This window comes from Vibrio sp. 2132-1, from assembly GCF_033344315.1.
This window is the reverse complement of the sequence record NZ_JAWPON010000020.1, coordinates 79,946-99,590: the sequence shown is the minus strand read 5'-3', so window position 1 is coordinate 99,590 and position 19,645 is coordinate 79,946. Positions and strand designations below refer to the sequence as shown.

Below are 19,645 nucleotides of genomic sequence, written 5' to 3'. Positions count from 1 at the left end.
AGCGTTCAATCTGAGCCATGATCAAACTCTTCAATTTAAGATTTTGTTCGGCTCAATGAATACTGAACATTACATAAAGTAATGTTTGAATTGACTGTGCTCTTATTGGTTTTTACTTTTGAAAAAGTAAAACAAAACAGCTCAAGGCTGCTTCCCAATTCGAATGGTCACTTCGTTTCATTGAAACCTAATTTGATACCGCTTTCCGTTAAGAAAGAAATATCTAATTGGATTATCATCAACGAGTGCCCACACAGATTGATAGGTCTATATTGTTAAAGAGCTTGCTTTGCGAGAAGTTTTTCTCTCAAAGCGGAGGTGCATTCTAGCGATTTAGTTGTTAGTGTCAAACACTTTTTTAAACTAATTTTTTGTAGAAGCTTTTTACCTCTTCGACCCTGCTGAAGCCTTGTGACGTCTGCTGTGTCGATGGATGCGCATTATAGGGAGAAGATTTTCTTTGGCAATACTAAAAATGCATTTTTTCTAAAAAAACATGCCAAATGGATACTTTCCATCCAACTCTAAAATTACCCAGAAATAACACTCAGGATTTATACAATTTACCCACAAAAAGCTGTGGATAACTACTCATCACTATCAAAGAAATAAGAAATACGCGAACGCGGATTTAGATACTCTTTTACTTTATCCGGTAATTTTGACGGATGAATCGCGTTAACTATCTTTATATCTTTTGAGGCAAGATCAATGATTGGCGCTTGAGTCCGTGGTACTGATGGATCGTAAACCAAGACATTCGGGAATAATAAATGCGATGCATTCACTGAGATAACCAGGCCGACCATATTATTAGAAAGCTGAACTACGGTACCCGGAGGAAACACGCCCATAAACTTAATTAGGATGTTCAGGTTCTCTTCTTTATATAGGTGTTTACAGTTCTTATATAAATGAGAGAGTGCGGTATAAGGAATCTTTTGATCTGAGACTATCGGTGTATGACACAAGTTATCAAACGCATTGGCTACAGCAATAATTTGAGCAAACTCGTTGATCTCATCTCCTTTCAGGCCTTTAGGATAACCAGACCCATCTCTTAGCTCATGGTGCTGCGCGATCACAATTCTCGCGACTTCGGGAAAAGCCTCGATTTGACTCGCAAGATCGACGCCATATTTAGTGTGCAACTTTAAGTAGTTGGTTTCTGGCTCTGTTAGAGGTAGTTGCTTTCTTAATATTGCAGTCGGGATTTTTATTTTCCCGATATCATGGAATAGTGCGGAGAAGGAAAGCTCTTTCAACTGTGCTGCTGAGTACCCTTTAGCACGGCCAATCATCATCGAGATAACAGCCACGTTCAATGAGTGGAAATAAATATCTTCAAACTCATTTTTTCCGTTCATCAGATGTAACGTAACATTATCATCGCACATTAACTTCTCGACGATATCTTCAATAAGAAGCTTTGCTTCATCAACTGCTGCTGTCGGACGGTTACGGATTTTAGTCATGACTGAACGCATACGTGCCAGAGAGCGCTCAAACTCTTTTTCACACTGAATCACGCGTCGACGGTATGCACTTAACTTTTCTATGCGGTTCTGTTTTTCTTGCCACATTTTTTGAGTTTCATGATCTAACGACGCTTCATTTGTTACTCTGTCAGCTTGTCTTTGATCAACAGGGAGTGGAACGGCATCGCTTTGCTCTGGATTAAAGTAAACGAACTTTACTCCGAGGTGGCGGATCATCTCGACTTGCTCTTGGTCTTTAATCTTAAAGCTATTGAGTAGAAAGGGGTGATCGTTCCACTTTAGCGGAAGACGGATATGTAATCCGGGTTGAATACGGTCGACCGTTAGTTTAATGGCTGCCACTTATTCACTACTGATTTATATTTCTTAAGAGAGTTAGAATACTAGTAAATTTTGTGAATAAATTCATCAGTAACTAGCAAAACATCAAACCGTTATTTCTAAGCGACTCACTTAATTAGATAGAAGTAAGCTACTTTAAGGAGCGATCTGCTTTGCGTATTTTAAGCTTGGCCTCGAACACTGGCTTGTCTATTACTTCTTGCTCTTTGACTAGCCCCATTAACGTTTGTACCGCTACACGGGCCATGTCACTGATAGGAAAGTGCACTGCTGATACTGTAGGGTAAAGACTTTCACAAAGATCAACACTGTCAAAGCTAGTTAATGAGATTTGCTCTGGTACAGAAATACTGTGCTCGTGTAAGTATTGCATTGCGCCAACCGTCATTTCTTCACTGCATGAAAAGACAGCCGTCACATCAGGGTGTCGTTGTAAAATTGCAGCCATTGCATCATAACCACTTTGCCGGCCATAATTCCCTTCTTCACACCAGCTTTCATCAATATCTATACCAGCATCCTTCATTGCATCAATATACCCAAGCTTTCTCAATACACTGTTATGACGTTGGGATGGACCGGCAATACAAGCAATCTTTCGATGACCACCAGCTAAAAGGTGCTCAACGGCAATACGGCTTGCATGATGATGGTTAAAGGTAACACAACGCTCTTCTATTCCTTCCACGTAGCGATCCAGGAGAACGAAAGGTGTTGGCTGTTTAGCTAATTCACGTAAGTCATCATCTGACAAATAACGACTATGAAGTACATAGCCGTCACAACGTAAATCATTAAAACGCTGAATTGCCTCTTTTTCACCTTGTGCAGAATGATGGCCTTGAGCTGTAATCAAAAACTTCTTATGAATATCCAGCTCGGTCTGAACCTGCTCCATCATCTCGCCAAAGAAGCCCCCCGTATAGTAAGTCACCAATAACCCAACCATATTACTGGATGAGGTTGCGAGTGAACGAGCAATTGCACTAGGACGATAATTCAATTGCGCCATAGCTTGCTCTACTTTTTTTCGAGTTTCCTCGCGAAATTTCCCCTCTCCATTAATAATTCGAGAAACGGTAGAGCGATTTACACCGGCGAGTTCGGCTACATCTTTAATCCTTGCCATAATGCTATTGGGTCCAACTGCAATTGTTATTAAATATTCGTTTGTGTAGAACGGCTGCCAGCAATTCGTAAGGTGCTATAGGGGGCGAAGCTGGCAGCCTTTAATCATACACCGACCATTTGATTGGTAGAAACAAGCTCAGAGTAATCCGTAACAGTTATACCATGATGAGCTAACTGTTCTTTTAAAATGGGAGAGGTAAGAACTTGTAACTCTAGCTCTCGCTGAAGCGCATAGCCACTCTTTAAGATAAGCGCCTGATCGGCCTCTGCCGGGTGGCACATCACCTCAACCAAGTCATAGTCAGCTTTTAAGCTCAATAGATGTGCCATTAAGCCATCCAAGCTCACTTTTTGATCATAAAACTCATCAGTAAAGATATACCTGATTGTCATCGATTCTTGACACAAGCCACTGCCCCGCAGTGGCACTCGGTATTCATTCGCTACTTCTTTAATAACGGGCAAAATTTGAGGGTGAGTATGCGCGTGATGATGGCTATCTAAGTGGCTTAGCTCTAACCCAAGCGATAGAAAATGTTCCACCTGAGCTTTTGCTTCATCATAAACGACCTGAGTTTCGAAGTCCTGCTTACTCCAAAGTTCGTCATAATTGATAAAGTGCGCTCGGCCGTTGGTCAAGTTAGGATGCTTCGTTATAGGCACACCTGCTGTAAACCTAAGATGAACGCCAATTTTCAAGTCTGGATTATGGCGAGCTAGTTCTAAGGCATGTTGCTCAGCATCCATACCCACCATCATGGTGGTTGAATGAACCACACCTTGCTGATGAGCTTTAACGATGCCGCTATTTACACCTCTCGTTAAACCAAAATCATCAGCATTAAAAATGACTTTCATCGGCGCCCTTCCTTAGTCTTACAACGTCGTTAGTTTAAATTGAGGTAAATACGGAGCGTTCACCGCCAGAATATCATCCAGGATTGACTTGGCGCGGCCAATGTCAGGCACCAATGGGTTATTGGTTAATGCCATAAGCGCCTTGTCATAATTACCTTCGACAGCAGCTTCTATTGTTAGCTGCTCATACGCTTTAACTTGATGGAGTAATCCTTTGATATTGTTTGACAACTCGCCAACCGCAAGAGGTTTCGCCCCCCAGCTACCAATCACGGCACTACATTCAATCACAGCATCGTCAGGTAGGCCGTTGATCGCTCCATTATTTAAAACGTTAACAACATGAATACTATTACGATTGTTATAAATTGAATCAACTAGGTTCAGTGATGCATCAGAATAATAAGCACCACCCCGCTCCTCTAACTCTTTCGGCTTATGATCGAGGGTAGGATCTTGATAGAGCTTAAATAGCGCATTTTCTGTTTCCATTACCTGCTCAGCACGAGTGCCTTTTTCATCGGCACTTTGTTTCTCTTCAGCAAGCATGGCATCAGTTTGGTAGAAGTAACGATGATAAGGACATGGTATCGCCCCCAGTGCTTTTAGAAATGCCGGATCCCACGGCTCTTCCCAGATATTCTTCATACTGAAGTTGGCACCATCACCGACTTTCTCTAATACCGTTTGAGTAATATCTTCCCCATTGAACCATGCTTTGTGTACCCACACGAGATGGTTTAACCCAGCAAACTCAAGTTGCAGCTCTTTTGGCTCGCACTCCATCATTTCTGCAATCATCATTTCCATTGAAACGGGCACATTGCATAAACCAATACTCTTTACTTTGGTGTACTTACTGACCGCTTCGGAAACTAAACCCGCTGGGTTGGTGAAATTGAGCATCCATGCGTTTGGAGCCAACTCTTCAATGTCTTTACAGATATCAAGAATGACCGGAATGGTTCGCAGTGCTTTAGCAAAACCACCAGGGCCCGTTGTTTCTTGGCCGATGACGTCGTACTTGATTGGGATTCGCTCATCGTTAGCGCGTGCAGCAAGGCCACCAACACGAAACTGCGTCATCACAAAATCCGCATCTTTTATCGCAGCACGGCGATCGAAACCGGCTTTTATCTCAATTTTTGCTCCGGCTTTATCGACCATTCGCTGAGCCAATCCTTTGATGATCTCAAGCTTCTCAGCTCCTGACTCAATGTCCACAAAATGGATTTTCTTAACGGGTAAATATTCTAAGCGCTTAATAACCCCTTCAACCAATTCCGGGGTATAGCTACTACCACCGCCAATAATGGCAAGTTTGATCGCCTCTCTAGACATTTTCATCCCCCTTTATTTGTTCGAGATTTTTTTGTTCAGTGCGACGATTTCTACAGCCATCTCTTGAGCCAAAATCGTAGTCATCAGGTGATCTTGAGCATGCACCATCACTAACGTCATCGGGACTTTCCCTTCTCCCTGATCTTCTTCAATAAGCTGAGTCTGTATTAAGTGGGCTTTATTAATGCACTCTCTTGCTTGAGAGAGCCTCTCATCAGCCGCTTCAAAATCTTGTTCTCGAGATAAACGCAATGCCTCGTAGCTTAAACTTCTGGCTTCACCAGCATTGCAAATGATCTCCATTACAACCAATTCTTGTTCCATCATTTTCTCTCCGAAAATCGGGCCGCGGTAATTGCGGCCCATTAAGCACAGTTAAGCAGTAACGCCTTCGCCTGACGGCTGCGTATCACCTTTAGTTTCCTTCGTCGTTGGTAGTTCTTGCTCCAACATTTGCTTCTCAAACATTTTGAAGAATGGGAAGTAGATGATTAGATCAAGAATTAATAAACCAATGACGAGCAATACTGGCGCAGAGGTCCAACCGCTACCCCACGAAGCACCTATCAGTGCCGGTGTTGTCCAAGGTGTTGTAGCGACACCCATACCCACAAAGCCGACATGCACAGCAAAATACGCAATCGTAGCGTTGATGACTGGAGCGAAGACGAACGGGATAAACAAGGTCGGGTTCATCACAACTGGGCTACCGAAGATCACTGGTTCGTTGATTTGGAAAAAGCCAGGCACCGAACTCATTCGACCAATGCTCTTAAGGTGAACAGAACGGCTAAACGACATCAGCATAACAAGAGCAAGTGTTGCACCAGAGCCGCCAATAAAGATGTAAAAATCCCAGAACGGTTGAGTAAATACATTTGGAATCGGTTCACCTGCAACAAAGGCTTCAATGTTGGCACCAATGTTGGTCAAAAAGATTGGAGAAAGCAGTCCAACAACAATTGCAGCACCATGAATACCCGCAAACCAAAGCAGCTGGCAAAGCAATAAAGCGCCAATAATGGCAGGCAATGAGTTAGACGCACTAATTAGCGGTTTAAAGATAGCCATAACAGCATCTGGAATCAGCATGTCGTACTGGGTTTGTACGAAAAGGCTAAGTGGATATAAGGTAATGAATATCGCTAAGACTGGTAGCAATACTTCAAATGATCGCGCAATCGCCGGTGGCACCTGCTCTGGCATGCGAATCGTAATATTGTGCTTTTTCATAAAACGGTAGAGCTCCACCGAGAAAAATGCACACATCACTGCGGTGAAGATCCCGGTTCCGCCCATGTGAGACATAGACAACGCGCCATCTTTAGCTGGGGCCGCAATGAGTAAAAAAGACATTAGTGACAATACAGCACTCGTGATCCCATCCATCTTGTAAGCCTTCGCTAAACTATAAGCAACGCCCAGCGAAACAAAAATGGTCATGATCCCCATCGACATGTTGTAGGGCATCATTATGGTATCAAAATGTGTAGTGGCGAAATCGAGCCAAATTCGACCAAAAGTAAAGGTTGTATCTTCGGCAAATGGGGGGAATGCAAAAATCAAAATGAAACTACCGACAATAATAAACGGCATTGCGACAATAAAACCGTCTCTCATTGCGCGAACATGGGGCTGATTCCCCACTTTAGCTGCTATAGGGGCTATATGCTTTTCGACTGCGCCTATAATTGCGTCATAAAGCTTCATAGAATCCATCCTTATTTTAGGCAAAAGAATCCCGCATCAAATATTTATATTTGATGTACAGTTATCTTTTTAATTTAAAACTATAGTTTAGTTAATTAATTCTAATGCTTGCTCTAGTACTTCTTCTCCCTTCATCATTCCATAATGCTGAGGAGAAATAGCATCAATGTTTTTACCATGCTCTTGCGCCGTTTTTCTTAGCTCTTCTAGCTGAAAACGTACTTGAGGCCCGAGAAGACAAACATCGTACTCTTTAATTACATCTTCAAACGCATTCACTGACATTGCATCAATTTTGCACTCAATTCCTTTATTTTCAGCAGCTTGCTCCATTTTCTTAACAAGCATACTGGTTGACATCCCTGCGCTACAGCATAAAAGGATCTTTTTCATAGCCTTACTCCCGTTGTGTAAATTTCAACCTGTAAAAACTGTAGCAAAAATAACCAAGACAAAAAAGCGCAACCGGTTGCATTATTCGTGAACACAATCCCAATTTAGAAAATACCACCTATTTTTTTGTAATTATTTAGGTCTAGGATAAAAGTCATAAAATAATTTAAGACATCACATTAAGTTTCAAATTATCAATATTTTACTACTGACAACGTCGTTATTAATTTCTTAAAAGGAATAGAGAATGAAATTTAATAAATTGGCTATTGCAGCGCTTGTAAGTGCCGCACTATCACAGCACTCATTTGCTCAAACCGACTCTAAAGGCACCATTTATCTAACGTTTGATGATGGACCAATCAATGCATCTATTGACGTTATTCAAGTACTTAACCAGGAAGATATCAAAGCGACGTTTTACTTTAATGCTTGGCATTTAGATGGAATTGGTGATGAGAATGAAGACCGTTCGCTAGAAGCCTTAAAGCTCGCATTAGACACTGGTCATATTGTCGCGAACCATAGTTACGATCATATGGTTCATAATTGCGTTGATGAGTTTGGACCGAACAGTGCTGCGGAGTGTAATGCGACCGGGGACCACCAGCTTAACTCGTATCAAGACCCTGTTTACGATGCCTCAATGTTTACGGAAAACTTATCTGTGTTAGCAAAGTATTTGCCGAACATTACAAGCTACCCGAACTACAAGGCAACAGAGTTTGCTAGACTGCCCTACACCAACGGTTGGCGCGTGACGAAAGACTTCAAAGCAGATGGGTTATGTGCCACGTCTGATGACCTGAAACCTTGGGAACCAGGATATGTATGCGATACATCCAACCCATCCAACAGTGTAAAAGCAGCTATCGAGGTTCAAAATATCCTAGCGAATAACGGCTATCAAACTCACGGTTGGGATGTGGACTGGGCACCTGAAAATTGGGGCATTGAAATGCCAGCAAACAGCCTTACAGAAGCAGAAGCATTTCTTGGATATGTGGATTCCGCGTTAAACACTTGTGCACCAACAACGATTAACCCGATCAACTCCAAAGCTCAAGAGTTCCCATGTGGTACACCTTTACACGCCGATAAAGTTATCGTTTTAACTCACGAGTTCCTATTTGAAGATGGTAAGCGTGGCATGGGGGCAACGCAAAACTTACCTAAGCTCGCTAAGTTTATACAGTTAGCAAAACAAGCGGGTTATGACTTCGACACAATGGATAACTACACACCGAACTGGCAAGTTGGTCATAACTACGACGCTGGCGATTACGTCTTACACCTAGGTACTGTATACCAGGCTGTAACAAACCATACTGCACAACAAGATTGGGCACCGTCTCCAACCTCTAGCCTCTGGACAAATGCAGACCCAGCCACTAACTGGACTCAGAATGTTTCCTATAAACAAGGTGATGTGGTCACTTATCAAGGTTTGCGTTATCTAGTTGATGTACCGCACGTGTCCCAAGCAGACTGGACTCCGAACACTCAAAATACCTTGTTCACAGCTCTATAGGCTGTTCTTACTATCACCATGTAGTAGTTTGCGCGAGGCATACCCCTCGCGCTTTTTTTGTTTTGAAGATCCAGATACAACAAAGCCCCGACTTCCATCGAGGCTCTGTCTTAAAATATGGTACCTACGAGTGACTTGACTGGCAGGCACTCCTGACGCCACCGGGAAGGCAACGCTAACTTTCTTTTGATATTTACGAACACCTAAAACGACGAAAGGCCGCTATAAAAGCGACCTTTCTAATATGGTACCGGTGGGCGGACTTGAACCGCCACGCCCGAAGGCAACGGATTTTGAATCCGTCGTGTATACCAATTTCACCACACCGGCATCTTTGGGCTATTGCCCTTTGATGGTTGGCATTATACGTAAGCTTTTGACCTGCGCAAGCAGAAATACCTTAAATAACTATCGTTTGCTGATAATTTCGCCACAAAGTGTGACAAAGCTGTACTCATAAGAAACGTACGCTCCATTTTCTACTACTCTTCCAGATGAAAGTGAGTATACGAAACTCTTTTTAAATTCTATTCACTGTAATATCAGAAACATAACCATTCCCAATGCTCGACAACGCATTATGGAGCATCTCTGCGGCATCTTCTGCTTGCATGAAGTAACTCGTGTCCATCGTATTGCCGCTTGTTTTCCAGAATTCCGTATCCATTCCACCAGGATAAACCGCGATAATTTTCATAGGTTTTCCTTTTAGCTCCAAACGAACCGACTCAATTAATCCTTTGACGGCCCATTTCACTGCACAATACGTAGACTCTTGCGCTTTAGGTTGTTGCGCGGCTGTGGACATGATCATGACCACTTTTATTGGATGATCTTTGTAACGCTTTACTAACTCTCTTAACACATGAATCGCAGAATTCAGGTTGTTATCAATCAACTTTTGAATCTCTTTCGGCTCCTGCTCTTCCAGTAAGCCAAAATAACCACTTCCTGCACTATGAATGACCATTTCAGGCGGCTGTTTCATCCCATCAAAGAGCTGTTTCACACCTTGATGTAATGAGAGGTTGCAAGCTTGATAGCCGACGTTATGAGAGAGTTGTTTTGCTAGTGCGGATAGTTTTTCTGTATTTCTTCCTATTACATACGTCTCTTTGCCTTCCGCATCATAACGCTTTGCTAGTTCCGCCCCTAAGCCGCTACTTGCACCTGTAATTACAATCATGCGCTACCTCTTTTCAATCACATACTTTTAATTCATCTATCAATTAAGGTAACAGAATCGTGGTAATTCACACCTCAAGAGCACCATTCTTTGAAGCAAGCAGCTTTCTTACTTTCGTGATGCATGAAATATCAAGCAGAACGACGGGCATTTAACCTATGCTTAAGCAAGAATAACTTTCTGAATTTTCTATCGACTTTCTAGTGAGAACTGAATAGGAGCAAAGAATGACTGGGTCAAAATGGCAGTGGTTACTGAAACAGATGACACGAAAACTGTGGGTCCGGACGTCACTCTACGCATTACTAGCTGTTGCTACCGCCTTAATGTCGATTGTTTTAAACCAGTTCATTACTCTGCCCCCTGCCATCAACGTCAGCAAGGATTTGTTGAACAACATATTAAATATCCTCGCAACCTCCATGCTTGCAGTGACTACATTCTCTCTCAATATTATGGTCTCAGCGTACAGTGCCGCTAGTGCAGGGGTAACGCCGCGAGCGACAAAACTGTTGATGGAAGACAGCACAACACAAAATGCCTTAGCAACCTTTCTTGGCTCTTTTCTATTTAGTTTGGTAGGAATTATCGCGCTAGGTATTGGGGCCTATCATCAACAAGCACAAATTTATCTATTCATCGTGACTATCGCCGTAATCGTGATGATCATACTCACTCTGTTACGTTGGATTCAGCACCTTTCCGTACTAGGAAGGGTCAGTGAAACCACTTCATACGTAGAGCAAGCCTTGTTAGATGCGATAAGAAAACGGGGTAAAGAGCGCTGGCTAGGTGCTCACCCGTGGAGCCACCCAGAACATAAACCCAGAGGAAGTAAACCTATTTTGAGCCAAGAAATTGGCTACTTACAGCATGTTGATATGCATCATCTCGATAGTATTGCTGAAGCAAACCAATGCACCATCTACCTTGAGCGACAACCGGGAAGTTTTGTGTACGTAGGTCAACCATTGGCTTGGGTTTGTGGAGAATTGCCAGACGAAAGCGAAGTAACGGCAGCCTTCACGATTCGAACGGAGCGTTCATATGATCAGGACCCTCGCTTTGGTTTAGTCGTTATGGCGGAAATCGCCTCACGAGCACTATCTCCGGCTGTAAATGATAATGGCACCGCGATTGACGTTCTTGGGCGTTCTGTACGAGCACTTTCATTATGGGGAGACCTACTCAGTGAGCCGCCAGCCAAAACTCGATATCCTAGACTATTTGTGCCCGCATTGAGCTACCAGGATTTGTTTGATGATGTCTTTTTGCCGATAGCACACGATGGTGCAGCGCAACTCCAAATACAGATTCGCCTACAAAAGGCCTTGCTAGCTCTCTCTAGTATGCACCCTAAGTTATTTTTGTCACCAGCAATCAAGCTGTCAGAAAAAGCTTTAGAGCTTTCATTAAGCCAACATTATACCGAAGATGAGAAACACCAACTCTCTCAGCTATCTAATCTGGTCACAGACCAAAAAGCCAATGGTTAAGAGAGTCGAATTCAGTTGAAACATATTGCTGCACGGCCTCGTGTATCATGACATGTGCTGATAACGTAGGGCAGAAAAGTCTCTTCGTTTATACACAATTAAAGACTCTGTGCGTTAGGTCTCTTTTCTCTTAGTGAGGGAATCTATATTCTGACGCACAATTTTTAAGGTAAGTGATGGAATAATGACAACGTCTACAACTCTTCCACCTGCTGGTCTCTTTCGTCGACTTGCAGCGTTGATTTACGACACATTGATTATTATCGCAATTGAAATGATGGCCGCTGGTATTGTTATGGCCGTTGTGTTTGCACTAAATGCAGCAGGATTGTTGAGCTATGGCGAGTACGCTGATGCCGCAGATATGCTCGGAAAGCACCCTGTATTGAGCCCTCTATTTACACTTTATCTTGCGGGTGTGTGGATATATTTCTTTGTGTTCTTCTGGACGCGAGCAGGACAAACTCTTGGGATGCGCGCTTGGAAGCTTCGAGTTCGCAATGCCAAAGACGGTGCACCAATTACGGTAACTCAAGCTCTAATTCGTATTTCGACATCTGGCTTTGGCTTGGCAAATCTGACTGTACCGATTGATCCGAAGAAACGTGGTTTCCACGACATTTGGGCCAAAACAGAGGTTGTTGTATTACCGAAGGCAAACTAACTTGTCTAGGAACACAAAAAAGGAAGGCGTAATGCCTTCCTTTTACATTTGGTTCGGTAAAACTTGGTTTATTCGATGATGCTTCAGTTATAGCTTTCTTCGTAGCAGTGCAATCGCAATAGCTAAGAACACCAAACTCGGGGCCAAAGCACCAAACACTGGGGATATGCCATACACCAAGCTTAATGGGCCAAAGAACTCACTGGATATGTAAAAAGTAAACCCGGCAACCACGCCCGACAATACCCTTGCCCCCATGGTCACGCTTCTGAGTGGACCGAAAACAAAAGATAGCGCCATTAACATCATCACAGCAATTGAAAGCGGCTGAATCAACTTACGCCAAAACGCCAACTCATAGCGAGATGCATCTTGTTCCGATGCTTTTAGGTAAGTCACATAATCATACAAACCGCTCAGTGACAGTTCTTCTGGCTTCACGGTCACCACAGCTAGCTTATCTGGTGCCAAAGAGGTGTGCCACTCCATCTGTTCGATGTCTTGCTTTGAAATTACGTTTTCATTTTCCATGTCCGTAATTTGTACGTAGCGCATCAGCCAGTTGTTATCTTGTTGGTAGTCGACTTCTTCGGCGAAAATAACTTTTTGTAGATTCTTATCATCATCAAAACGCCACATATTTAAAGCATAAAGCTTGTCGTCTTCGACTTTACCTATAAAGATAAAGTCGTTTGCGTCACGAGCCCACACACCTGAGCGCACAGACACAATGCTACCACCTGATATCGCAAACGCACGTAAGTCACGGGCCATCTTCTGGGCCTCAGGAGCGCCCCATTGACCTAACGCCATAACGACAATCATGAGCGGGACGGCCGTTTTTAGTACCGATAACCCGATATCCAGCTTAGAGAAACCAGCAGCTTGCATCACCACCAGCTCAGAGCTTGAAGCCAACATACCTAAGCCGATCAGGGCACCGAGTAATGCCGCCATTGGAAAGAACATTTCGATATCACGCGGCACACTGAGTAACACAAAGTACAACGCATGAGTGAGGTCGTACACACCTCGCCCTACTTTACGTAGCTGTTCTACATATTTGATGATGCCCGATAAGCCAACAAACGTCGCTAAAACCAAGGCAGTGGTAGAGATGATGGTTCTACCGATGTAAAGGTCTAAGATTTTGAACACAGCTTACGCGAGCCTCTTCTTGCGGAATTTGTCTTTTATTCGTCTAGCAGCAACGCTGTCCATCATATTCGCCATGATAGCAACAATCAGCAACATCGCATTGATTGGCCACATACCAATAGCAGCCGGGATGTCACCATCTTCTAATGCAGATTTGGTTGCACTGATCGCCAAGAAATACGCTAGATAGATCAGAATCGCAGGCCCCATTTTGGCAAACCGTCCCTGACGCGGATTCACCGAAGACAAAGGAATAACGAGCATTGTTAAGAGTGGAATACACACAAATAACGAAATTCGCCATTGTAGCTCCGCTTGCGCCTCTGGATCTGGGTGACCTATCAAGTCAACCGTTGGGTATGCTTCCCAGTCTCGCCCTTTCTTTTTGACCTCACGTTGGCCGATAACACCTTCGTATTCATCGAATTTCGTGATCATATATTCAACGCGAGTAGGCACACCTTCATAACGCGTACCTTCTTTCATAGTGATGATCTGACGACCGTCCGAAAGCTCTTTTACTTCACCAGAAGATGAGAACATCACACTCGGTAACACTGAATCTCGAGGGCGCATCTGCGCAACAAAAACGTTGCTCAAGGTATTATCTTTAATGTCATCGATGAACACAACCGATGAACCGTCTGGTGTACCTTGGAACTGACCTTTTTTAAGTAGGTCAACGCTGTTTTCTGACGCTACCTGCTCATAAAGCTGCTCAACGCGGTCTTGAGACCACGGCGATAGCCACAACGCATTGAAAGCCGCCACCGCTGAAGTAATCAACGCTAGGTATAAGGCCGCTTGAACCAAGAATTTATTACCAATACCTGTCGCGTTCATTACGACAATTTCGCTCTCTGCATACAGACGACCAAATGTGATCAATATGCCGATATACAGACTTAAAGGCAGCATTAACAGACCCATTGCTGGCATGTTCAAACCAACAATCGAGAAAATCAATCCAGCAGGAATATCCCCATCAGAAGCATCAGCAAGAACACTTATGAATTTCTGGCTTACAAACACCAAAAAAAGCACGAAAAAAATCGCAAATTGGCTCTTGAGTGTTTCGCGGATCAAATATCTAACAATAATCACGCTGAAATTACCTATACAAAACTTGTTTTTTTGGTCGAATCACTATAGTTTCCCGTTGAACCATTTATTTTTTTAAAAATTATAAACTAGATGTTAGTCGCTTAATCAGCTCTGCATGTAAGCCTGGAGCTAAAATTCAACAAGTAAGCGATCATTATCTAACATTTAGAGCAATTTGTCTTCAGGATGTAGGAGTACGCATGGAGTTCAGTGTAAAAAGTGGCAGTCCAGAGAAACAACGTAGCGCATGTATCGTTGTTGGTGTGTTTGAACCACGTCGCCTTTCTCCAGTAGCCGAACAACTTGATAAAATCAGTGACGGTTACATCAGTTCACTACTTCGCCGTGGTGATCTAGAGGGTAAACCTGGTCAGATGCTGCTACTGCATCAAGTACCAGGTGTTTTGTCAGAGCGCGTTTTACTTGTCGGTTGCGGCAAAGAGCGTGAACTTGGCGAGCGCCAGTACAAGGAAATCATTCAAAAGACGATCAGCACACTTAACGAGACAGGCTCAATGGAAGCGGTATGTTTCCTAACTGAACTGCATGTTAAGGGTCGTGATACATACTGGAAAGTGCGCCAGGCTGTAGAAGCGACTAAAGATGGTCTATACACATTTAATCAATTCAAGAGCGTGAAGCCTGAGACTCGCCGCCCACTGCGCAAGCTTGTTTTCAACGTACCAACGCGTCGTGAATTGAACTTGGGTGAAAAAGCAATCACTCATGGTCTTGCTATTGCATCAGGTGTCAAAGCCTCAAAAGACCTTGGCAACATGCCGCCAAACGTAGCTAATCCAGCTTACCTTGCTTCTCAAGCTCGTCGTCTAGCGGACGATTACGAAACCGTAACCACCAAAATCATTGGTGAGCAAGAGATGGAAAAACTGGGTATGACCTCTTACCTAGCAGTAGGCCGTGGTTCTAAAAACGAATCTATGATGTCTATCATCGAGTACAAAGGTAACCCTGACTCAGATGCAAAACCGATTGTGCTCGTAGGTAAAGGTCTAACCTTCGACTCAGGCGGTATCTCTCTAAAGCCGGGCGAAGGTATGGATGAGATGAAGTACGACATGTGTGGTGCGGCATCGGTATTCGGTACAATGAAAGCGCTGGCGAAGCTAAACCTACCAATCAACGTTATTGGTGTTCTAGCAGGTTGTGAAAACATGCCTGGCAGCAACGCTTACCGTCCAGGTGACATCCTAACGACCATGTCTGGTCAAACTGTAGAAGTTCTGAACACGGATGCTGAAGGCCGTCTTGTTCTTTGTGACGCACTGACTTACGTAGAGCGTTTCGAACCAGACTGCGTGGTTGACGTTGCAACGCTAACTGGTGCTTGTGTTATCGCACTAGGCCACCATATCAGCGGCGTAATCTCTAACCACAACCCTCTTTCTCATGAGCTAGTAAACGCTTCTGAGCAAGCGAGTGACCGTGCATGGCGTCTACCAATGGCAGACGAGTACCACGAACAGTTGAAAAGCCCGTTTGCGGATATGGCAAACATTGGTGGTCGCCCTGGTGGCACAATTACTGCGGGTTGCTTCTTATCTAAGTTCGCGAAGAAGTACAACTGGGCACACGTCGATATCGCAGGTACCGCGTGGAAATCAGGCGCAGCGAAAGGCTCAACGGGCCGTCCTGTCTCAATGCTTGTCCAATTCCTTTTGAACCGCAGCGGCCAAGAGACAGAAGAGTAATTTCTGAACAACATCTAAAAGGGCCGCAAGGCCCTTTTTTATTATCCTAATTTTCTAAAATGAAAGTGGGACTTAAGATGGTCTTAGGAAGAGACCCAAGGCAAGTGAGAGAATGATGCAAACTGCAACCTTCTACATCATTAACGAAGAGAGCCCGCAAGCAACGGTGGCTGGCTTTGAAGAATACATCGTGTTTTTGGCTCAGCACTTTGCTCGCCAAGGCGCTAAAGTGTATTTAAACTGCCAAGACAAACCACACGCCGAGCAGCTCGCTGAAGCCTTTTGGCAAGTTGATGCAGACAAGTTCATGGCACATAACCTCGTAGGCGAGGGACCGAAATACGCCACCAACATTGAAATCGGCCATGAAGGTGTAAAACCTAATTGGAACCGTCAGCTGGTAATTAATTTGGCGGAAAATGAGACAACCTTTGCGAACAAGTTTGCTCAAGTGGTAGACTTCGTGCCCTGCGAAGAAAAAGCTAAACAACTCGCAAGAGAAAGATATAAAATTTACCGTCAAGCAGGTTACCAGCTGCAAACGATCGAAATTCAATATCCTTAACGGTCAATCCTTATAGTTAAGGCGATCTTGTTAAGATCCCTCACTTATAAAGATTGACTAAGATTCAACCATCAACGTATCCATTAAAAGAGCGCTATGGAAAAGACATACAACCCAACTTCAATCGAACAAGCTCTGTATCAGACTTGGGAAGAGAAAGGCTACTTTAAGCCACACGGTGACACTACTAAAGAATCATACAGCATCATGATCCCGCCACCGAACGTCACTGGTAGCCTACACATGGGCCACGCGTTCCAAGATACGATCATGGATACGCTTATCCGTTGTGAACGTATGAAGGGTAAAAACACCCTTTGGCAAGTAGGTACTGACCACGCTGGTATCGCAACTCAGATGGTTGTTGAGCGTAAGATCGCTGCAGAAGAAGGCAAAACAAAACACGATTACGGTCGTGAAGCTTTCATCGACAAAATCTGGGAATGGAAAGGCGAATCTGGCGGCACTATCACTAAGCAGCTTCGTCGTCTTGGCGCATCTGTAGACTGGGATCGTGAACGCTTCACGATGGACGATGGTCTATCTAACGCCGTTCAAGAAGTGTTCGTACGTCTATACGAAGACGATCTAATCTACCGCGGTAAGCGTCTAGTTAACTGGGATCCAAAGCTACACACAGCGATTTCAGATCTAGAAGTAGAGAACAAAGACACTAAAGGCAACATGTGGCACTTCCGCTACCCACTAGCAGATGGCGCAAAAACAGCGGATGGCAAAGACTACATCGTTGTTGCAACGACTCGTCCAGAGACCGTGCTAGGCGATACAGGTGTTGCAGTTAACCCAGAAGATCCACGTTACAAAGATCTTATCGGTAAAGAAATCATCCTTCCTATCGTTGATCGTCGCATCCCAATCGTGGGCGATGAGCACGCAGATATGGAAAAAGGTACTGGCTGTGTGAAAATCACACCTGCGCACGACTTCAACGACTACGAAGTAGGTAAGCGCCACCAGCTACCAATGATCAACATTCTGACTTTCGACGCGAACATCCGCGACTCAGCAGAAGTATTCAACACTAACGGCGAAGCAAGCGAAGCTTACAGCACTGAACTACCAGCTAAATACCACGGTATGGAGCGTTTTGCCGCTCGTAAAGCTATCGTTGCTGAATTCGACGAGCTAGGTCTACTTGAAGAAGTGAAAGATCACGATCTACAAGTTCCTTACGGCGACCGTGGTGGCGTGGTTATCGAACCAATGCTAACTGACCAATGGTACGTGCGTACTGCGCCTCTAGCGAAAACTGCAGTTGAAGCAGTAGAAAACGGCGACATCCAATTCGTTCCTAAGCAATACGAAAACATGTACTTCTCTTGGATGCGTGACGTTCAAGACTGGTGTATCTCTCGTCAGCTATGGTGGGGTCACCGCATCCCAGCTTGGTACGACAACCAAGGTAATGTTTACGTAGGTCGCACTGAAGAAGAAGTTCGTAAGAACAACAACCTAGAGTCAGTCATTGAACTGCACCAAGACGAAGACGTACTGGATACATGGTTCTCTTCTGCACTATGGACGTTCGGTACTCAAGGTTGGCCAGAGCAAACTGACGATCTGAAAGTATTCCACCCTTCAGACGTACTAGTAACTGGTTTCGACATTATCTTCTTCTGGGTTGCGCGCATGATCATGATGACCATGCACTTCGTGAAAGACGAAAACGGCAAACCACAAGTACCATTTAAGACAGTTTACGTTACTGGTCTAATCCGTGACGAAAACGGCGACAAGATGTCTAAGTCGAAAGGTAACGTCCTTGATCCAATCGACATGATCGATGGTATCGACCTAGAGTCTCTCGTAGAGAAGCGTTGTGGCAACATGATGCAGCCTCAACTAGCGAAGAAGATCGAGAAGAACACTCGTAAGACGTTTGAAAACGGTATCGAAGCATACGGTACAGACGCACTGCGTTTCACTCTTGCAGCAATGGCATCGACAGGTCGTGATATCAACTGGGATATGAAGCGTCTTGAGGGTTACCGTAACTTCTGTAACAAGCTATGGAACGCAAGCCGTTACGTAATGATGAACACAGAAGAGCAAGATTGTGGCTTCAACGGTGGTGAGATTGAATACTCACTAGCAGACAAGTGGATCGAGTCTCAGTTTGAACTAGCAGCGAAAGCGTTCAACAACCATATCGACAACTTCCGTCTAGATATGGCTGCGAACACGCTTTACGAATTCATCTGGAACCAATTCTGTGACTGGTACCTAGAGCTTACTAAGCCAGTTCTATGGAAAGGTACTGAAGCACAACAGCGTGGTACTCGTCGTACATTAATCACGGTTCTTGAGAAGACTCTACGTCTAGCTCACCCAGTGATTCCTTACATCACTGAAACTATCTGGCAAAGCATCAAGCCATTAGTTGAAGGTGTAGAAGGCGAGACAATCATGCTGCAAGCACTGCCTCAATTCGACGAAGCAAACTTCAACCAAGAAGCGCTAGACGACATTGAATGGGTGAAAGCGTTCATTACCAGCATCCGTAACCTACGTGCTGAATACGACATCAACCCTGGTAAGCCGCTTGACGTTATGCTGAAAGCAGCAAATGCAGAAGATGCCTCTCGTCTAGAAGCAAGCAAGCAAGTACTGATGTCACTAGCGAAGCTAGAAGCAGTACGCGTGCTTGAAGCTGGCGAACAAACTCCAGCGTGTGCAACGGCACTGGTTGGCAAGTCTGAGCTGATGATCCCAATGGCAGGTCTGATCGACAAAGATGCTGAGCTTGCTCGTCTAGATGGCGAAATCAAGAAGACTCACGGCGAAATCAAGCGTATCGAAGGCAAACTAGGTAACGAAGGCTTCGTAGCGAAAGCACCTGAAGCAGTTGTTGCTAAAGAGCGTGAGAAGCTTGAAGGCTACAAAGAAACGCTAGCTAAGCTAGAAGAGCAGAAGACAACGATCGCTGCGCTTTAAGCC

At 44.2% G+C, this 19,645-nt stretch carries 16 protein-coding genes and 1 tRNA gene; 6 read left to right on the top strand and 11 right to left on the bottom strand.

The features are described from left to right. Positions 1-587: 587 nt before the first annotated feature. From R8N47_RS19955 to R8N47_RS19925, 7 genes are all read right to left on the bottom strand, one after another. Positions 588-1,841, bottom strand: a complete 1,254-nt coding sequence (locus R8N47_RS19955) for an HD-GYP domain-containing protein (RefSeq protein ID WP_005381029.1) — start codon at positions 1,839-1,841, stop codon at positions 588-590. Positions 1,842-1,971: 130 nt separating this feature from the next. Further along, positions 1,972-2,970 carry a LacI family DNA-binding transcriptional regulator gene (locus R8N47_RS19950; protein ID WP_064354315.1) on the bottom strand — a complete coding sequence of 333 codons (999 nt, stop codon included), beginning with the start codon at positions 2,968-2,970 and terminating at the stop codon, positions 1,972-1,974. Positions 2,971-3,074: 104 nt separating this feature from the next. After that, positions 3,075-3,830 carry a chitin disaccharide deacetylase gene (gene chbG / locus R8N47_RS19945; RefSeq protein ID WP_025767647.1) on the bottom strand — a complete coding sequence of 252 codons (756 nt, stop codon included), beginning with the start codon at positions 3,828-3,830 and terminating at the stop codon, positions 3,075-3,077. Between the two features lie 18 nt (positions 3,831-3,848). Continuing rightward, entirely contained in the window at positions 3,849-5,171 is a 1,323-nt protein-coding gene (locus R8N47_RS19940; protein WP_064354316.1) for a 6-phospho-beta-glucosidase, read from the bottom strand. A 12-nt stretch (positions 5,172-5,183) separates the two neighbouring features. After that, positions 5,184-5,495 carry a PTS lactose/cellobiose transporter subunit IIA gene (locus tag R8N47_RS19935; protein ID WP_025767646.1) on the bottom strand — a complete coding sequence of 104 codons (312 nt, stop codon included), beginning with the start codon at positions 5,493-5,495 and terminating at the stop codon, positions 5,184-5,186. 51 nt (positions 5,496-5,546) lie between these two features. Further along, positions 5,547-6,881 (bottom strand): PTS sugar transporter subunit IIC, encoded by a 1,335-nt coding sequence (locus tag R8N47_RS19930; RefSeq protein ID WP_318070383.1) that lies wholly within the window; start codon positions 6,879-6,881, stop codon positions 5,547-5,549. 87 nt (positions 6,882-6,968) lie between these two features. Continuing rightward, positions 6,969-7,274 carry a PTS sugar transporter subunit IIB gene (locus R8N47_RS19925; protein WP_020480920.1) on the bottom strand — a complete coding sequence of 102 codons (306 nt, stop codon included), beginning with the start codon at positions 7,272-7,274 and terminating at the stop codon, positions 6,969-6,971. 247 nt (positions 7,275-7,521) lie between these two features. Here R8N47_RS19925 and R8N47_RS19920 point away from each other — a divergent pair, with 247 nt between their 5' ends. Continuing rightward, on the top strand, positions 7,522-8,805 hold the full coding sequence (locus tag R8N47_RS19920; protein ID WP_017821842.1) for a carbohydrate-binding protein: 1,284 nt from the start codon (positions 7,522-7,524) through the stop codon (positions 8,803-8,805). A 245-nt stretch (positions 8,806-9,050) separates the two neighbouring features. Here the strand turns inward: R8N47_RS19920 and R8N47_RS19915 are convergent. Continuing rightward, positions 9,051-9,135 (bottom strand) — tRNA-Leu (locus R8N47_RS19915). A gap of 190 nt (positions 9,136-9,325) precedes the next feature. Then, entirely contained in the window at positions 9,326-9,991 is a 666-nt protein-coding gene (locus R8N47_RS19910) for an SDR family NAD(P)-dependent oxidoreductase (protein ID WP_042523470.1), read from the bottom strand. A gap of 227 nt (positions 9,992-10,218) precedes the next feature. Here R8N47_RS19910 and R8N47_RS19905 point away from each other — a divergent pair, with 227 nt between their 5' ends. Together R8N47_RS19905 and R8N47_RS19900 are read left to right on the top strand one after the other, a co-directional pair. Further along, complete coding sequence (locus R8N47_RS19905; RefSeq protein ID WP_053303445.1) at positions 10,219-11,487, top strand: DUF2254 domain-containing protein; 1,269 nt, start codon at positions 10,219-10,221, stop codon at positions 11,485-11,487. Positions 11,488-11,671: 184 nt separating this feature from the next. Further along, positions 11,672-12,151 carry an RDD family protein gene (locus tag R8N47_RS19900; RefSeq protein WP_005381070.1) on the top strand — a complete coding sequence of 160 codons (480 nt, stop codon included), beginning with the start codon at positions 11,672-11,674 and terminating at the stop codon, positions 12,149-12,151. Between the two features lie 87 nt (positions 12,152-12,238). Here R8N47_RS19900 and lptG read toward each other — a convergent pair whose 3' ends face one another. Both lptG and lptF read right to left on the bottom strand, forming a co-directional pair. Beyond that, positions 12,239-13,309 carry an LPS export ABC transporter permease LptG gene (gene lptG / locus R8N47_RS19895; RefSeq protein WP_213913917.1) on the bottom strand — a complete coding sequence of 357 codons (1,071 nt, stop codon included), beginning with the start codon at positions 13,307-13,309 and terminating at the stop codon, positions 12,239-12,241. Positions 13,310-13,312: 3 nt separating this feature from the next. Then, positions 13,313-14,413 (bottom strand): LPS export ABC transporter permease LptF, encoded by a 1,101-nt coding sequence (lptF, locus tag R8N47_RS19890; RefSeq protein ID WP_064354317.1) that lies wholly within the window; start codon positions 14,411-14,413, stop codon positions 13,313-13,315. Positions 14,414-14,613: 200 nt separating this feature from the next. On the opposite strand from lptF, the gene pepA reads away from it, so the two are divergent. The 3 genes from pepA (at position 14,614) to R8N47_RS19875 (ending at position 19,642) form a co-directional block, all read left to right on the top strand. Next, a complete protein-coding gene (pepA, locus tag R8N47_RS19885) occupies positions 14,614-16,122 on the top strand; it encodes a leucyl aminopeptidase (RefSeq protein WP_005381073.1) in 1,509 nt (502 codons plus the stop codon). A 115-nt stretch (positions 16,123-16,237) separates the two neighbouring features. Then, on the top strand, positions 16,238-16,687 hold the full coding sequence (locus tag R8N47_RS19880) for a DNA polymerase III subunit chi (protein ID WP_031777270.1): 450 nt from the start codon (positions 16,238-16,240) through the stop codon (positions 16,685-16,687). Between the two features lie 96 nt (positions 16,688-16,783). Further along, positions 16,784-19,642, top strand: a complete 2,859-nt coding sequence (locus R8N47_RS19875; RefSeq protein WP_213913915.1) for a valine--tRNA ligase — start codon at positions 16,784-16,786, stop codon at positions 19,640-19,642. Positions 19,643-19,645 lie beyond the last annotated feature (3 nt).

Excerpts from the sequence above, each read along its gene's own strand:
- R8N47_RS19880 (WP_031777270.1), top strand. The coding sequence starts at position 16,238 with ATGCAAACTGCAACCTTCTACATCATTAACGAAGAGAGCCCGCAAGCA.
- R8N47_RS19875 (WP_213913915.1), top strand. The coding sequence starts at position 16,784 with ATGGAAAAGACATACAACCCAACTTCAATCGAACAAGCTCTGTATCAG.
- R8N47_RS19910 (WP_042523470.1), bottom strand. The coding sequence starts at position 9,991 with ATGATTGTAATTACAGGTGCAAGTAGCGGCTTAGGGGCGGAACTAGCA.
- R8N47_RS19940 (WP_064354316.1), bottom strand. The coding sequence starts at position 5,171 with ATGTCTAGAGAGGCGATCAAACTTGCCATTATTGGCGGTGGTAGTAGC.
- chbG (WP_025767647.1), bottom strand. The coding sequence starts at position 3,830 with ATGAAAGTCATTTTTAATGCTGATGATTTTGGTTTAACGAGAGGTGTA.
- R8N47_RS19900 (WP_005381070.1), top strand. The coding sequence starts at position 11,672 with ATGACAACGTCTACAACTCTTCCACCTGCTGGTCTCTTTCGTCGACTT.
- pepA (WP_005381073.1), top strand. The coding sequence starts at position 14,614 with ATGGAGTTCAGTGTAAAAAGTGGCAGTCCAGAGAAACAACGTAGCGCA.
- R8N47_RS19920 (WP_017821842.1), top strand. The coding sequence starts at position 7,522 with ATGAAATTTAATAAATTGGCTATTGCAGCGCTTGTAAGTGCCGCACTA.
- R8N47_RS19925 (WP_020480920.1), bottom strand. The coding sequence starts at position 7,274 with ATGAAAAAGATCCTTTTATGCTGTAGCGCAGGGATGTCAACCAGTATG.
- R8N47_RS19905 (WP_053303445.1), top strand. The coding sequence starts at position 10,219 with ATGACTGGGTCAAAATGGCAGTGGTTACTGAAACAGATGACACGAAAA.
- R8N47_RS19950 (WP_064354315.1), bottom strand. The coding sequence starts at position 2,970 with ATGGCAAGGATTAAAGATGTAGCCGAACTCGCCGGTGTAAATCGCTCT.
- R8N47_RS19935 (WP_025767646.1), bottom strand. The coding sequence starts at position 5,495 with ATGGAACAAGAATTGGTTGTAATGGAGATCATTTGCAATGCTGGTGAA.
- R8N47_RS19930 (WP_318070383.1), bottom strand. The coding sequence starts at position 6,881 with ATGAAGCTTTATGACGCAATTATAGGCGCAGTCGAAAAGCATATAGCC.